This is a genomic window from Colwellia sp. C2M11 (assembly GCF_018860915.1).
Taxonomy (GTDB): domain Bacteria; phylum Pseudomonadota; class Gammaproteobacteria; order Enterobacterales; family Alteromonadaceae; genus Colwellia.
The window spans coordinates 1-16,038 of record NZ_JAHKQD010000045.1; the positions used below are offsets into that span (position 1 = coordinate 1).

The following is a 16,038-nucleotide window of genomic DNA, read 5'->3' on the forward strand; positions in this document are numbered from 1 at the left end:
TGTTAGTCATCTCATCAAACGCGCCTTCCGCTGTTTGCATCATCGACATCGCATTATTACCGTTATAAATACCGGCTTCTTGACCTTTTACTTGTGCATTTAAACGTGAAGCAATTTGTAAACCTGCTGCATCATCTTTTGCTGAGTTTATACGAAAACCAGAGCCTAAACGCTCTAGCGCCGTAGATAAACTATCGTTACTACGACCTAATTGGTTTTGAATTGACATTGATGCCATATTCGATTGAATTGATAAAGCCATTAATAACTCTCCTGTGAACTCGCTTTAATTATCTTTCATAGTTAAAAAGCGACCGAGTTAAAAAAAACTAAAATGTTTTGATCTTTTTTTATTTAGTTACTTATTATTTAAGAATAAAGATTAAATTAATAATATATATTAACGAAGCTACAAACTCAGCTGGTACTTCAGAGATTTTATTAAGATCAATAAAGAGAGTAGCGTACTAGACTATGTGTTATGTTGGCTTGTGCCATAATAGTGCTAATACTATTAGTGCCAACATTAAACATTTGATCACCAAGACTGTTACTTAAATCAGTTAACTCGTTTGGTTGCATATTTGTTGCTGCTCTTTCAATTTCGAGTAACTGACTAGCTAGCTCTTTACGCTGTGCTTGAGCTTTAAGTATGCTCGATCTCAAGTGTTGTTGTACTTGTTTTATTTTATCACGATGCGCTTGAATATCGCTATTTGATTCGGCGACTTGTGCAAGTTGTTCAAGCTGGTTACTTGGTTCAGTTAAAGGCACTGAAATTGGGTTACCTGCAGCCACTCTTACACCTTCACCACTCATTATCCACGTTTCATCAAGTAAACCCGCATGCTCTTTAGTAGCACTAAATAATAAATTATTATTTCGATCTAATTCAACATTAATATCTTGTCTAGCAAACGCATTTTGAATACTGGTTAAGTTTTTAGCTTCGCCTTGGTTAGCTGGTAAATTCAAAACAACTGACTTACCACTTCGCCCCATTAATAAATTAATTTTTTCGTCATGAGGTCGTGCTGAAAGTAAATCAATATTCGCATTTAGCTGGCGCACACTAACATCACTCTCACTGCTAAGATTTAGTTGCTTATTTAAACCACTACCTGATTTTGCCGCTAGTTGCTGCATTGATTGAATTGTTGATTGTACTTCAGTTTGCTGGGCAGAATTTGGTTTAACTGAGGCAGTTTGAGTATTGAGTTTTCTAGCCAAATCACTTAATGCATTATACATTTGACGCAAAGTTGCTTCGCTATATTCAGCTTTTGCCAGTGCTTGGCTTAGCTTGCCTCGCGCTGACCAACGTGACAAGACCTCTACCTGTTCTTGTTTAGCCGTTACTTTATTTATCGCTTGATTTGGCGTACGCTCTTTTACTTGGCTTACAAGTGACTCAGACTTAGCCGTTTTTATAGCATCTGGAGCTTGAGGTTTTTCGCTACTTGTAACGAGCATGGTGAAAATGGCCTATTATAGTGTACTGAGTTATATAAATGAAAATAGCGATAAAGAAGTCACGCTGGCATATACCTGCATTGATGACTCATATGAAGCCATTGATTCATTCATTTTAATAAACGCTTCTGGATAATCTACTGAGCTTATTTCATCACGTAAGTTAGAAGTAACTGTAATAATATCCAAGTTGCTATTTGCAAGTGAATCAAGCGATGCCATCGTACCACCAATCTGAGTAATTTCACCAGTAATGGTAGCTAAAAAAGAAGAAAGTTCATCAATCATCACACGAGACTCATTGCCGACACCTGTCGCAGGAGGATTATTAACATCAACCAAATAATCTTTCATCGCATTTAAAAAATTAGCGCCTGGGTCTAGTTCATTTCCCGTAATATTACTTGCTACACTAGAGTCGGCCGTTACGGCAACGTCACGAACACCATCATCACCAAAGTAAGCGTAATTTCCCGCAGCATCTAAATCAAAAGGTTTAGTGTTTGTTTCACTGCCTGAGAAATAATATTTTCCTTCATTGTCCGTTCCATTAAGTAAATCAACAATTCCAGGAAAAATAACCGACATTTCTTGCCCAAGCGCTTTTAATTCTTCAGTGCCCATCGAGCCATCGGCTGCAGTAGTGATTAAACTTTGCAATGAATATATTTGGTTAACAATGCCAGTTAATTTTACTTCTTGTTGACTTAAAGTGAAATTAACTGATTCCATATTAGACTTATACTGTTCTAATGAATCTAATTCAGCATCTAAATTTAATAGCATAACAGCACCAAGCGGATCATCCGAAGGTTTTGTTATTCTTTGGTTCGTTGCTAATTGAGTAGAGGCTTCATTAAAACGCGCTGTATTATATTGAATATTACTTATTGAATTTAAATGAAATTGATGACTACTAAGACGCATGGTATTTTCCCTTAAAACATATTCAATAGTGAAGTAAACATTTGATCGGCGGTAGTGATCACTTTTGCATTCGCGCTATACATTTGTTGAAAGTGCATTAAGCTTGCCGCTTCTTCGTCAAGGTTTACACCGCTACGGCTGTCTCGCGCTAATACGGCGCTATCATTCAATGTGGTTGATGTTAAAATACTATTTTGATTTTGTTGACTATTAATTGCAAGATCACCAACTAGTGAGGTAAAGCCACTACCATTATTAGCAATAGCAGCTACAATATTAGCAATATTAGCATTATCACCGGGTCCCCCCGTAGCAACCCAAGTACCGCTAAGATCAAATTCGCCACCAATAAGTGCAAGTTTTTCTGGTGTTATTGCTGAATTAATAGTTATCGTACCAAGAGGATTAACAGGATTATAGTCAAATAGTGCTATACCGGCATTACCAGTTAAATCAAAACCTTCTGATAATGCAGTATTCATATCATCAGCCAAGTCTTGAACAAGGGTGTTTAAACTTGCAAAAGTAGGTTTTATTACTTGGGTATCAACACTGATTAAACCGCCAAAACGCCCACCAACTTGATCGGTAAGTTGAAAAGACTGCCCTGCAAGTGACGTTGTTACCGTTGTGCCACTCACTGTTATTTCTGCCGCTTTATTTCCAATAACTAACGGTGCCCCACTTAAAGTACTTATATCTATACTACCATCATCACGATCAGTAATCGCAATACCTATAGTATTTGATAGCTCTGTCACTAAACGCTCGCGGTTATCTTTAAGCTCTGAAGTAGGTAAATTCTTTGCTTCTGACTGAGTTATTTTATCATTAATTTCTGCAATTTGAGCTGTCAAAGAACTAGAAGTAAGCGCAAGATTGCTCATTTCTAAGCTAAGCTTATCCAGTTGTCCTTCTAAAGCTCCATTCAGTTGTGCCAAGTCTTGTAATAAAGACTCTGAAGAGGAAATTATCTCTTGACGGTAGGCTAAAGAATCTGGTGTTGTCGCCGCAGCACTAAATGCATTACTAATTTCAGTGATAGCGTCATTAAAATTTAACGTGTCGGTTCCTACCACTTCTTCGATATAACCTAAATAGCTCTGCTTAGCCTCGTAGTAACCTAAAGAAGAACTAGTACGCCATATATCATCATTTAAAAATGCGTCAACAATACGCTCAACAGATACTACATTTACACCACCTAAAGGGGAACCTGCTGTTTCAAAATACGCAGCCTGACGTGAGTAACCTTCAACTGCAGCATTCGCCACATTTTGACCTGCAACAGTCAGGGCTACATTAGCAGCATTAAGTCCACTTAGTGCATTATTTATCATTGACATTGTAATTACCTGATCGGAATTATATTTAAAGATTGCGCAAATGCTGAACTAGAATAAAAATCACTCCGATCAGCCTCATGAACAATACTTTTATTATGAGCTTTATCTGGTAAAGCGACCCCTTCTGCCATTTCCTTAAATTTATTTTCTACTGGTGCAAAATTTTCATCAAATTGACGAATGATAGCTTCAGCTAACCCTAATTGTTGTGTCGCGGCCAAGTGCTGTGCGGTTTGTGCATCATACATATCACGAAATTGAGCTTGCTCTTTACTGGAAAAGAAACCATTCTCTGATGACATTGCTTCTGTCGTCGCATGCATATTTTTTAACACTAATTGTAAAAAAATAGCTTCAAATTGTTCTGCTGCTTTTTTTATGCCGTCTTGCTCACTTAAATTAGCAGTAATGGACTCTATTTTTTTTGGATCAATCGCTAATGATTGCGCACTGATATCTGGTGGGGTAATTGTCATTTTCATTCCTAAATTACTAATAGCTCAGCCTCTAAGGCTCCGGCTTTATCAAGTGCTAATAAAATAGACATTAATTCACTTGGGGTAGCACCTAACGTATTTATTGCTTTAACAATCTCTTCAAGTGAAGTACCTTCTGGTAGTAATACCATATGATTCTTTTGTTCATTCACATCAACAGAGCTCGCTTGTAGAGGCACAGTTCTACCATTTGAGAATGGCCCCGGCTGCGATGCACCTTCAGTTTCAGCAATCGTTATTGTCAGATTACCGTGACTTACTGCAGCCCGATTAACTCTCACCACATCATTCATAACAACAGTACCGGTGCGGCTATTAAAAATAACACGCGGTTGTTCAGAGCCCTCTTCAACCATAATATCTTGCAACATCGACATAAATGTATTGCGGCTATTAGCGTCTATTGGTGCGCTTAATATCAAGCGCCCCCAGTTGTGTGCACGTGCGACTCCAGGCCCAAACACTTGGTTAACGGCCTTAACAACGTTACGTGCAGTTTGGTAATTAGGTTCTTTTAAATTAAGTACTACATCCGGTTGTACTTTAAACATATCACTAACATTACGCTCTATAATACCGCCACCTGGGATTATTCCTGATGTTGGTACGTTAATAGTAACCGATGAGCCATTTTGACCACTGGCATTAATACCACCAACAACTAAGTTACCTTGCGCTAACGCATACACTTTGCCATCGACGCCTTTTAACGGTGTTAACATAAGGCTACCACCATGAAGACTTTTAGCATCACCTAAGGAGTTAACCGTGATATCTATTGCTTGACCTGGGCTTGCCATTGCGGGCAAAGTAGCGTGTACTGCCACTGCGGCTATATTTTTAGATTTAGGTAACGTTGTTTCATCCATCGTTACACCAAATTGCTTGAGCATATTACTCAGCGATTGTGCCGAAAATTTTACTTGTGCTTTATCACCAGAGCCAGGTAAACCCACCACTAAGCCATAGCCTACCAACTGATTTTCTCTAACCCCTAATACATCAACAATATCAAGCAGTGGGCGTGACTTAGCCGCAAGAGTATTAAACGAAAAGCAGCCGATGAAAATACACATTACGGTAAAAGTTTTTTTCAACATAAGGTCAAATACTCAATATTAAAATGGGTTTAAATAACGCGAGAATAAAGATGTAAACCAACCTGGGCTTGAAGCATCAGCAAAGGTTCCTTTACCTGTATAACTAATTTGCGCTTCGGCAATACGTAATGAGGAAATTCTGTTAGCGACATCAATATCACCTGGTCGAACTAACCCTTCAATTTCTATGTATTCATCACCTTGATTTAATTGAATACGCTTACGGCCGCGAATAACCAAGGTGTTATTCGATAATACATGGGTAACGCGCACGGTGATCGCACCACTTAAAAAGTTTTGTTGGCTAGTACTACTACTACCATCAAAGCCAGTGCTTGAACCGACACCAAGATTAAAATCTGCAACATTTAGCCCACCAGCCAGGGGGACACCTACATCAATATCGGTGCTTTTATCAAGGCTAGATCCTGCGCTTTTACTTGATTGAGTTCGCTCACTAAGTACCACAGTTAAAATATCACCAACTCGATAGGCACGTTTATCTGCATAAAGCGAAAACATATACTGTTCACTATAAAGACTACCCTCTTCATAATTTAAGCCGACTTGAGAAGCATCCTGCTCAATTTCGTAATCTTCTTTTGATTTATCTTCTTTAACATTAGGACACTTAACTTCTCCACCAAAAACAGGGCATTGAACATACTCTTGGTCGTAGCTAGAACTACAACCACTTAGTAACAAAATGACGGTAACGATTAAGGTAAAATTAAACATAGCTATTACAAATTTTGATTAATAAAGCGTAGCATTTCATCAGCTGCTGATACCACTTTAGCATTCATTTCATAAGCACGTTGCACGGCAATCATACTGACCATTTCTTCAACGACACTAACGTTAGAGCCTTCAATAGTAAATTGTTGTAAGCCGCCATATGACTCTTCACCGGGTACGCCTTCAATCGCTTCACCTGAAGCTGCAGTCTCTCGGTATAAGTTTCCACCCAAATTTTCTAGACCTGCAGGATTAGCGAAGTTTACAGTTAGTAACTGGCCTAGTTCTACAGGCTGAGTATCATTATTTACCACTGCACTAATAGTACCATCGGTGCCAATAGTTACTTTCGTCGTACCTTCAGGCAGCGCAATATTTTGTGCTAATGGTAAACCATTACCATTAACAAGTAAGGACTCAGAGTTAAGTTGAAATTGACCATTACGGGTATATAAAAGTTCACCGTCAGGACTTTCTATTTGGAAGAAACCTTGTCCAGCTATAGCAACATCTAACTGATTACTGGTAGTTTCAAAGCTTCCTTCGGTAAACTGCTTTTGAGTTCCATTAATACGTACACCAGTACCCACTTGAATACCTGATGGCAATTGATTTAAATCATCTGCCTGTGCACCAGGTTGCTTTTGCACCTGATAAAATAAATCTTCAAAAACTGCACGGTCTTTTTTAAAGCCTGCAGTGCTCACATTCGCCAAATTATTTGAAATGGTGGTCATGCGCAAATCTTGTGCTGCTAACCCTGTTTTACTTACCCATAATGCTGAATTCATTGTTACAACCTTTACTGTTAACCATTGCCACTAATTAGTTTATTGCCGCTACTTGCTAATTCGTCTGCTGCTTTCATCATTTTGACGTTCATCTCAAATTGACGACTAATATTCATTGTTTTAATCATTTCTTGTACTGCGTTTACATTAGAGCCTTCTAAAGCTCCGGTGCGTAAACGTAATTGATCATCTTGATCAAGTGGTTGTAAGTTATCTGCTCGTAATAAGCCATCCTTACCTTTGATTAAAATTCCATCTGTGCTGGCTAGTTTAAGTTGTGCTTCCTCAGCGATAACACCACCACCTAAAGGAACGATATTAATAAGACCACTTGGACTAATTTCAATTTCACCAAATTCAGGTAATTGAATGTCGCCTCCAACACCTTGTACACGCCTATTATTAACCGTTATAAAGCCATCAGCATCCACTTCTAAATTACCAGAGCGTGTATAAGCCGGATTACCATTGTCATCTATGACCTCTAAATAAGCACCGTCACTTAATGCAACATCTAAATTACGACCGGTATCCATAATTGGTCCTGCAGATAAATCTGTGGTCACCGGTTTCATTTGTGCGTGATAACGGGTTCGAAAGCCACTACCCGTGACCATCATAGACTGTGCTTGCTCTAGATCTGCTTTAAAACCAACAGTACTGACATTAGCTAAGTTATTGGCACTGACTCGCAATGCCGTATTATTTAGTTCCGCGCCGGAGACTGCGGTATAAATTAACTTTTCCATCGCTTATGCCCTTTATGTATTACTAAATAAAATTTGCATCATTTCATCAGCGGTACTAATTGTTTTTGCATTAGCTTGATAGTTTTGTTGAAAAGACATGAGACCAACTAACTGTTCACTGACGTCAACATTCGAGCCCATATATGATCCAGACAGTAATTTACCAATCGCGCCAGAGTCAGGCTCACTAAATAAAGCAGTACCAGAGTCATCTGTTTCATACCACACAGTATTATCACCTGGCTGTAAACCATTAACATTAGCAAATGAAGCTAATGCAACTTGCCCTTGTAACTTAGATTCACCATTGGTAAACGTTGCATATAACTTACCATCTTCAGCAACCGTCACCCCTGAAAAAGAGCCTGAGGTATAACCGCTTGCATCATTTTCATACATAGCAAAACTAGTACCAAATTGGGTAGTTTTTACCATATCAAGAGTTAAATCAATTGGCGCACCGCCACCACTGGCAGTAAAAGTTAGCGTAATTTCACGTTCATTATATGGATCAACGCTATTATCATCAGCTACCGTTCCAGGCGGAGTGAAAATTGGTGCAGCTAGAGTAGTACTTAGAGGAGCCATTTGACCATCGGTATCAAAAGTCATAGTAACAACTCCTGCTATTATTGTTGTACCATCTACAACAACATCTTGGGTGCCATTTGTGCCTGTAGTCGCAATCTCCGCTGTAGTTAAAGGCTCACCATCAACAAAGTACATGACTTGCCACTCATTTGTAGCGGTATGATTAAAGTATTGGGTCATGATATGGCTATTACCCAAGGAATCAAACACCTCTGTGGATTGTGAAAAATTATACTGGCTGCCATCGGTAGGATCAAAAGTATCAGGCGCTGTTGGGTAAGGAATAAGATCGCTGGATGAACTTAAATTACCATTAAAATCAATACCGTCGGTTGCTTTAGCTGGAATATTGGCACCTTCAATTTTTAAATCCGTTAATATACCAGACACAATACTTGGATCGCCGCCATTCTCTGATTCAGAAATACCGTACCCTTGTAAATTACTGCCATTGGCATTAACAATATTCAAATCTGAATCTAAACCAAACTGACCTGCTTGGGTATAAGCCGTTTTGCCGTTTTCTGAAATAGCAAAAAAACCTTGGCCATCAATGGTGATATCAAGTGAGTTACCCGTTCGAACGATTTCACCACCGGTGACAAAATCTTCTTTAATATCTGTAACTTTAACACCACCTTGTTGACCACCATTATAAACTGAGGCAAATTCGGCATCAGATTGTTTATAGCCAGCGGTAGCGGAGTTAGCAATATTATTACTGGTAACTTCTAACGCTGTTTGCGTACTTTTTAGGCCTGTTAGACCAATATTCAATATAGACATGTTACTTTCCTAATAATTTAAGCTAATTGGTTAATTTCGGTGAGTCCAAAATTACCCAAACCATCAATTTGTAATATAATATCATCGCTTGAAGCACCTACAGACACTCGCTCAACTTCGCCACTTAACCAAGTGTTTAATTGCTCTGGTATATTGTCTGTCGTTGTATAAGCACGTACCGCATAATCTCCTGCATTTTGGTTATCAAACTCAAACCGTAATGAACCTGCACCGGTATAGGGTAAATTCTTTTCTTCGACTAGATCCCCATTACTGTTATAAAGTTGTACAGTGACAGAATCTGCAGGGCTTGATAAATTAACCATACCTGAAACACTGCCAGGGTTTTCTAAAGCAACACTATTCGCTAGCACGTCGACTGATTCGCCTACCATATTAGTAGCTTCAAGTACCATCAGGCTATTCATATAATCAAGGCTATTACTGGTATTTTGATTAATACTTTGTAACGACTCAACGTTTGCAAATTCAGCAAGCTGACTGACATATTCAGTACCATCCATTGGCTCTAATGGGTTTTGGTTACTGATTTGAGCAACCAATAACTCTAAAAACATGGTTGACATTTCTTGTGCCGACTGGCCATTTCCTGTGACATTACTCTCTAAAGCTAATGCTTCACTAGTACTTTGAGTTAAACTATTTATATCCACGTTATTTACCCTTATTGACCTAATTTCAGGATGCTTTGCTGCATGCTATTAACACGCCCCATTACTTCTACTGAAGTTTGATAGCTACGACTTGCCGACATCATATCTGCCATTTCTTCAAGTACATTTACATTAGAGTAAAACACATAACCATCAGGATTAGAGAGTGGATTATTTGGCTCGTAACGCTGTTCTACTGTGCGGTCCGATTCCGTAATACCAAGCATATTAACTGCGGCAGAAATAGAGCGTTCATCAAGATTTGAACTGTATGCAGCTGAAAAAACAGGCTTTAGTGCTTTATAAGCACCTTCTTCGCTTGAGGCTGCGGTATCTGAATTAGCTAAGTTTGAAGCAATAGTATCTAAGCGCATTACTTGCGCTCGCATAGCACTTCCGCTAATTTCGTAAATAGAATTAAAAGACACGTTCTAATCTCCTTTGATTACTTTATGTAAGCCGCTTATTTTCATATTTAAAAACGTCATGCTTGTTTGAAAATCCATGCTATTGCTAGCAAATTTAGCTTGCTCTACGTTCAATTCAACACTATTTCCGTCACTTGAAGCCTGATAAGGCACTCGGTATTGGAGTTGGTGTTGCTCAATTCCAGAAAAGCCAACAGTATGATTTTGTGAAAGATCACTAGAAACACTTTCCATAATTTGCTGATAGTTGATATCTCTAGCTTTGAACCCCGGTGTTTCAACATTTGCCAAATTACCCGCAATAATTTCAGCTCTATCCATTCTTAATTGCATCGAAAATGGATGCACGCCTAGGGACTGATCAAATAATGCCATTGTTGCCTCTATTGTTTGATTCTTGTATGCTCATCTGAAAATAAAAGCATTACCATACAACCTATATAACAACCTTTATGCCAACATTTAAAGAACATTAAATTCAATGACTTATTATCTCGGCCATTTAAAAAACAACCAACAAACGGAAGTTAAACTTCCGCATAGGAACTATTTATACTTCCTCTACTTTGTCATGAGTTGCTTTATAGGAACCACTCAAGCAAACAGCATTAATTTTGAGCAGGAATCTCGCCACTACATCAATCAAGAAATTGCACGGTTTTTAAGTTATCATGGAGCAATTAGCCAGCAACAAAAAATTAATCTATTCATTCCAAAAGGAAGTGAAGATTTAGAATGTACTAATTTACAAATTTCACGTTCTAAGCCTTCGTCAGTGCCTGCGGGGAGAATTAGATTAACCATCAAGTGTGATTCACCCAAATGGCAATTTCGAGCCAGTGCTAAGGTAGATTTATGGATGAATTTAGTCGTTGCAAAACGTGATTTACAGCGCGGTGAAATACTCACTGCTGATTTACTTGATACTCGTTCACTAAATATTGCAAGCCATTTACATGGCATGGAAGTTAATATTAATAATGTTATTGGTATGCAAGTTCGTCGCGACATAAATAGCGGTGACGTTATCAATCGTCGCTTGTTAGAAAAACAATATCTAGTGAATCGTGATCAGCATGTCGAACTACATGTTTCAACACCAACATTTAATGCCAGTGTTACCGCAATTGCTTTAGAGGATGGTCAGTTAGGACAGCGAATTAAAGTTAAAAACCTTACTTCAGGCCAAGTAGTTGAGGGACAAGTTATCGGAAAAGGAACTGTAAAAATATTTCTTTAACTGTATTTATAAATTTAATTGAAAAAAACACTAATAATATTTAAGTTCTGCCGCTATCTTGACGCTTTCTATAGCTAGTAGTAAATATAACAAATTACCTAGGTAAATCTTGCAATGAATATAATTAATAAACCAAGTATGCCTGTTGAACAAAATCACAAGGTAAACAATACCTTAGAGCATTCACAGTTGCAAAAAAATTCGCCTCAAAATCAACAGGCTGAAAAAGTAGCAAGTTCAACAAGCCAAGTTAGTGAGCTAAGTAAGTCAATTGACTCTACTTTTGAAACATTATCTAGCCAAACTGATGTTGACATGAAAAAAGTTGCCGATGTTAAGGCTGCTATCGCTAATGGCGAATTAGTATTAGATGAAGAAGCCCTAATCAATGCATTATTAGAGCTACATAAACAATGATAATAGACAGCATAAAATCCTTTATTACAAGCCTGAAAAATGACATTAATAAGTTAGATGTATTGATTAATGCGTTAGAGTCTCAGTATGAGCTATTAAGTCAACGCGACTCAGGATTAGAAAGCCACAATGAAAAAATGCTGATAATTCTTAATAACCTAAACGAAACTCATCAGCAAAGAGATGAATTTTTGAGCGGTTTAGGCTTGCCTTGTAATAGTGAAGGATTACATTTACTTTGTAGTAAATTACCAGATCCTGTAAAAAAAATGACCACAGAGTTACTTCAAGAACTAACGATGAAGTCTAAATTGTGCAAGGCGTTAAATGAGCGATCTGGCCAATTATTAGCAAACCAACGCCAACTAATGCAACGTTTAACTGGTGGTGAAAATAAAAATACTTATCCAGAAATGAATTTTTAACATTACTGAACTGTTCATTTTACTGAATTAGCAAAACATATCTATTTTGACAGCAACAATTTAATTCGATATTGAATTAATATTATATTTTTTTGCCTAATGGGTGGTCAGATAAACTTGTCATATCTTGCTTGGGTGCTTATTCCCTCTCCCAATTTTGAGTCTAGTTTTCTTAGCTTATTTTATTAACTAAGCTCTTATCCTAAAAGCAAACAAGCCTCAAATATGCCATCCTATTAAAACAATCACTACGGCATTTTCTTATTACACTTTTTTCGCCCATCGGTTTAACAGTTACCTTGATAATACAGTAAGGTAAAAAATCTAAAATTCAGTATATAAAATTATCTATACTTAAAATAACCACTTTGACATTGTAAACGCCAAAGCTAAAAGATTTGCTTATCATCAGTTTTACATGGTAGATTACCACAACTTGTATATACAACTACTCCGCATTTAAAAGAGCTACAATGAACGCTAGTTATTCCTTAACTTCAGGTAATATAGGTATGCTAATTAGTATGCCGCATAATGGTCAACTAATACCCAAGCATATTGCTAATAATATGACAGAAAATGGACACAATGTTGCCGATACTGATTGGTATATAGACAAGCTATACGACTTCGCCACGGCAATGGGCATTTATACATTGATTCCAAAGTATAGTCGTTATGTTATTGATTTAAATAGAAGTCCAAGTGGTGTCGCTTTATACGCTGGTGCCGATAATACCGAATTATGTCCAACAACCGCTTTCGACTTATCTCCTCTCTACCATGACGGTAACAATCCAACGCCAGAAGAAATAACCAGCAGAATCGAAAATTATTGGCAACCATATCACCAAGTGTTAGCAGAAACGTTGTTGCACCTTAAACGTAACTATAAAAGGGTGGTTTTATTAGATGCTCATTCAATTCTATCGCAGGTTCCTCGCTTTTTTTCAGGACGTTTACCGGATTTTAATTTTGGCAGCGCTGATGGGACAAGCTGCGACCAAGCCTTAATAGATAAAATACAAGAACTGGACTTAAGCCCTTTTAGCACTATTTTTAATGGTCGCTTTAAAGGCGGCTATATTACCCGTGCTTATGGCAACCCAAAAGATAACATTCACGCAATTCAGCTTGAACTATCACAAAGTACTTATTTAGATGAACCCAGCAATCACTATAACGAACAAAAAGCTAATAATGTAAAAGAACAACTGAAAAAATTTGTCCAATGCCTAGCCGAATTCACAACGCAAGATTTATAGTAAGGTTAAATGAGAATAAAAATGAAAAAATACTATGCAAAAAATATTCTATTAAGCGATGGTTGGGCGACCGATAAAACACTAACTATTGCCAATGGCATTATTATCGCCATTACTTCAGGTCAGGATCATGAAGCGGAAGTATTTCAAGGAGCTGTTATTCCAGGAATGATTAATTGTCATTCTCACGCCTTTCAACGTGCTTTTGCAGGTTTTAGCGAACAAGGTAGCGAAGGTAAAGATAGCTTTTGGACTTGGCGTACAATAATGTACAAGTTTCTTGCACAATTAACTCCTGAAGACACCGAAATAATTGCACAGCAATTGTATATTGAAATGTTAAAAGTTGGTTATACACGCGTTGCTGAATTTCACTATTTACATCATGATATTGATGGTCACTCTCATAGCAAAAATCAATCCCAAGCCAAGTTAGCAATAATGGCGCAGGCTATTTTTAATGCCGCTCAACACTCGGGGATCGGTTTAACCTTATTGCCTGTTTTATACCAATATTCAGGCTTTGGTCAGCAAACACCAACCGAAGGGCAAAAACGCTTTATTAATTCCACAACACAATTCAATCAATTAATAAGTGATTGTTATGAATTAAGCCAAGAGTACCCAAATAGCAATATTGGCATAGCACCACATTCATTACGTGCTGTTGATAAAGAGGCAATGACGATAGCAGTTGATCATGTACGTTCATTAGATGCTAAAGCACCTATTCATATTCATATTTCTGAGCAACAACAAGAAGTCAATGATTGCTTAAATTACTATACCAAACGCCCGGTAGAGTGGTTAATCGATAACATGAAAATAGATGAAAGTTGGTGTTTAATACACGCAACACATATAAATGAAAAAGAGCAACAAGGTATTATAGACCACAACGCTGTGGTGGGTATTTGCCCAACAACAGAAGCAAATTTAGGTGATGGTATTTTTCCAACAACAGATTTTCTCGCTTTAGGGGGATCTTTCGCTATAGGCTCTGATAGCCATATTTCTGTTAGCCCCATTGAGGAACTACGCTGGCTAGAGTACACCCAACGGTTAATTAAGCAACAAAGAGCACTCATTACCTCAACCAACGTTGCTTCTGTTGGGCAAAGTTTATGGCAAAAATCAGCAGCTAGTGGTGCACAAAGCACAAATTCAAATACTGGCGTATTATCAATAGGTAAACAAGCTGATTTACTGGTGATCGACGACAACAAAACTGCTCTATTTGCCAATAAAAACCAATATTTACTAGACAGCATTATTTTTGCTAGCCAGCACAACACAATTAAAGATGTTATGGTTAATGGTAGCTGGGTGGTGCTAGATGGCCGGCACCCAAAAGAACAAGTCAGTGCTGATAAATTTGCCCAACTATTAACAAAGCTATCAGCTTAATAAGCTAAAGCTAAAAGCACCTAAAGTATACTTTCATACTTACTTATCGCCTTACATACTTTAGCTTGGTTGTTAGGATGAAATACAGTACTTCTTTTAGTATCTTTACAGTAGTCTTGATAAAACTCATTCACACGTTTTCTAGAGGATGTTATCTCTGTTAAAGCATCAACTTCTTCAACCGAAAAGTTATTTAATTCCGGTTGTAAATCTATTAACACCTTATCGGCCTTTAAACGCACATTAGTGTCGCTAAATTCTGTAAAACTATCTACCAGTGTTGCTTTGGTATCATTATAGAATTTAGTTACCTCAGGCTGCGGATAAAAATGCAAAAAAACTGCCGCAGTCACGATCAAGATCAATATATTTTTCATGAGATTCCGTATATTAGTATGAGCTAATTTATGTTATTATTGTACAGACAATAACATTATAATTATTTTTAGACTAATTCAAACCTCTCTTCTAAGGATTTATCGTGAGCATTGACGAAAAGCCAGCATCACCTAGCTCTGTTCAAATACCCGTTACTAATGTAAAAATTCACCCAGCTAAGAATAGTAAAGAGCGCTATAAGCCCGGCGACCAAATTTACGTTAGAAAAAGTCCTGGTTTTTTTCAAAAGCTGAGGCAACGAACAAACTTAGTTTACTTTGCTTTTTTCGCACTACTTCCTTGGCTACAATACAATGGTCAACAAGCTGTTTTATTTGATATTAGTGAGCAACGTTTTACTTTGTGGAGCCTGACACTCTGGCCACAAGATTTAACATTATTAGCTTGGTTATTTATTTTTGGTGCATTTTTATTGTTTTTTGTCACCACCTTTTTAGGTCGAGTTTGGTGCGGACATATGTGCCCACAAACAGTATGGACTTTCATATTTATTTGGTTTGAAGAAAAAATAGAAGGGACCGCTAATCAGCGTAGAAAACTCGACAAACAAAAAATGAATGCCAATAAATTTTGGAAAAAAACACTAAAACACACGAGTTGGTTATTATTTTCATTATTTACAGCAACAACATTTGCTGGTTATTTTTCGCCAATGAATGAGTTAGTTGTTAATATATTTACACTAAATACCACAGTAACGATGGCAATAGTGTTAGCCTTTTTTACTTTTGCGACCTACGGTAACGCTGGTTGGATGCGCGAAACAATGTGTTTACATATGTGTC

19 protein-coding genes and 1 pseudogene are annotated in these 16,038 nt (G+C 37.6%); 6 read left to right on the forward strand and 14 right to left on the reverse strand.

All coding sequences use genetic code 11. The features are described 5' to 3' along the window. The 13 genes and pseudogenes from KO509_RS12615 to flgB form a co-directional block, all read right to left on the reverse strand. Positions 1-262, reverse strand: a pseudogene (locus KO509_RS12615) (Lateral flagellin); the annotation flags it as partial. Between the two features lie 185 nt (positions 263-447). Then, the gene (locus KO509_RS12620; RefSeq protein ID WP_215973634.1) at positions 448-1,473 is read right to left on the reverse strand and encodes a flagellin; all 1,026 of its coding nucleotides are present in this window, start codon (positions 1,471-1,473) and stop codon (positions 448-450) included. A 30-nt stretch (positions 1,474-1,503) separates the two neighbouring features. Then, positions 1,504-2,400 (reverse strand): flagellar hook-associated protein FlgL, encoded by an 897-nt coding sequence (gene flgL / locus KO509_RS12625; RefSeq protein ID WP_215973635.1) that lies wholly within the window; start codon positions 2,398-2,400, stop codon positions 1,504-1,506. An 11-nt stretch (positions 2,401-2,411) separates the two neighbouring features. After that, positions 2,412-3,746, reverse strand: coding sequence for a flagellar hook-associated protein FlgK (gene flgK / locus KO509_RS12630; protein WP_215973636.1), 1,335 nt, complete (start codon positions 3,744-3,746; stop codon positions 2,412-2,414). Positions 3,747-3,751: 5 nt separating this feature from the next. Further along, a complete protein-coding gene (locus KO509_RS12635) occupies positions 3,752-4,222 on the reverse strand; it encodes a rod-binding protein (protein ID WP_215973637.1) in 471 nt (156 codons plus the stop codon). Positions 4,223-4,230: 8 nt separating this feature from the next. Then, positions 4,231-5,343, reverse strand: coding sequence for a flagellar basal body P-ring protein FlgI (locus KO509_RS12640; RefSeq protein WP_215973638.1), 1,113 nt, complete (start codon positions 5,341-5,343; stop codon positions 4,231-4,233). Positions 5,344-5,361: 18 nt separating this feature from the next. Beyond that, positions 5,362-6,081 (reverse strand): flagellar basal body L-ring protein FlgH, encoded by a 720-nt coding sequence (locus KO509_RS12645; RefSeq protein WP_215973639.1) that lies wholly within the window; start codon positions 6,079-6,081, stop codon positions 5,362-5,364. Positions 6,082-6,086: 5 nt separating this feature from the next. Further along, positions 6,087-6,872 (reverse strand): flagellar basal-body rod protein FlgG, encoded by a 786-nt coding sequence (gene flgG / locus KO509_RS12650; RefSeq protein WP_215973640.1) that lies wholly within the window; start codon positions 6,870-6,872, stop codon positions 6,087-6,089. A gap of 17 nt (positions 6,873-6,889) precedes the next feature. Beyond that, a complete protein-coding gene (gene flgF, locus KO509_RS12655; protein WP_215973641.1) occupies positions 6,890-7,621 on the reverse strand; it encodes a flagellar basal body rod protein FlgF in 732 nt (243 codons plus the stop codon). A 12-nt stretch (positions 7,622-7,633) separates the two neighbouring features. Beyond that, on the reverse strand, positions 7,634-8,998 hold the full coding sequence (locus KO509_RS12660; protein WP_215973642.1) for a flagellar hook-basal body complex protein: 1,365 nt from the start codon (positions 8,996-8,998) through the stop codon (positions 7,634-7,636). A 17-nt stretch (positions 8,999-9,015) separates the two neighbouring features. Next, on the reverse strand, positions 9,016-9,672 hold the full coding sequence (locus tag KO509_RS18305) for a flagellar hook capping FlgD N-terminal domain-containing protein (protein WP_303495848.1): 657 nt from the start codon (positions 9,670-9,672) through the stop codon (positions 9,016-9,018). Positions 9,673-9,683: 11 nt separating this feature from the next. Then, positions 9,684-10,100: a flagellar basal body rod protein FlgC gene (gene flgC / locus KO509_RS12670; RefSeq protein ID WP_215973643.1), complete on the reverse strand. Its 417-nt coding sequence runs from the start codon at positions 10,098-10,100 to the stop codon at positions 9,684-9,686. A gap of 3 nt (positions 10,101-10,103) precedes the next feature. After that, positions 10,104-10,475 (reverse strand): flagellar basal body rod protein FlgB, encoded by a 372-nt coding sequence (flgB, locus tag KO509_RS12675; RefSeq protein WP_215973644.1) that lies wholly within the window; start codon positions 10,473-10,475, stop codon positions 10,104-10,106. 106 nt (positions 10,476-10,581) lie between these two features. Here flgB and flgA point away from each other — a divergent pair, with 106 nt between their 5' ends. The 5 genes from flgA (at position 10,582) to KO509_RS12700 (ending at position 14,854) form a co-directional block, all read left to right on the forward strand. Next, complete coding sequence (flgA, locus tag KO509_RS12680; RefSeq protein WP_215973645.1) at positions 10,582-11,340, forward strand: flagellar basal body P-ring formation chaperone FlgA; 759 nt, start codon at positions 10,582-10,584, stop codon at positions 11,338-11,340. Between the two features lie 114 nt (positions 11,341-11,454). Beyond that, complete coding sequence (flgM, locus tag KO509_RS12685) at positions 11,455-11,757, forward strand: flagellar biosynthesis anti-sigma factor FlgM (protein ID WP_215973646.1); 303 nt, start codon at positions 11,455-11,457, stop codon at positions 11,755-11,757. Further along, a complete protein-coding gene (gene flgN / locus KO509_RS12690; RefSeq protein WP_252727554.1) occupies positions 11,754-12,182 on the forward strand; it encodes a flagellar export chaperone FlgN in 429 nt (142 codons plus the stop codon). Before flgM ends, flgN begins: the two co-directional genes overlap by 4 nt. 473 nt (positions 12,183-12,655) lie before the next feature. Then, entirely contained in the window at positions 12,656-13,447 is a 792-nt protein-coding gene (gene hutG / locus KO509_RS12695; protein ID WP_215973647.1) for an N-formylglutamate deformylase, read from the forward strand. 21 nt (positions 13,448-13,468) lie between these two features. Then, complete coding sequence (locus KO509_RS12700) at positions 13,469-14,854, forward strand: formimidoylglutamate deiminase (RefSeq protein ID WP_215973648.1); 1,386 nt, start codon at positions 13,469-13,471, stop codon at positions 14,852-14,854. A 20-nt stretch (positions 14,855-14,874) separates the two neighbouring features. Here KO509_RS12700 and KO509_RS12705 read toward each other — a convergent pair whose 3' ends face one another. Further along, positions 14,875-15,231: a hypothetical protein gene (locus KO509_RS12705; RefSeq protein WP_215973649.1), complete on the reverse strand. Its 357-nt coding sequence runs from the start codon at positions 15,229-15,231 to the stop codon at positions 14,875-14,877. Between the two features lie 104 nt (positions 15,232-15,335). Between KO509_RS12705 and KO509_RS12710 the strand changes: the two genes are divergently transcribed. After that, the coding region (locus tag KO509_RS12710; protein ID WP_354668418.1) for a 4Fe-4S binding protein at positions 15,336-16,038 on the forward strand (703 nt) is incomplete at its 3' end.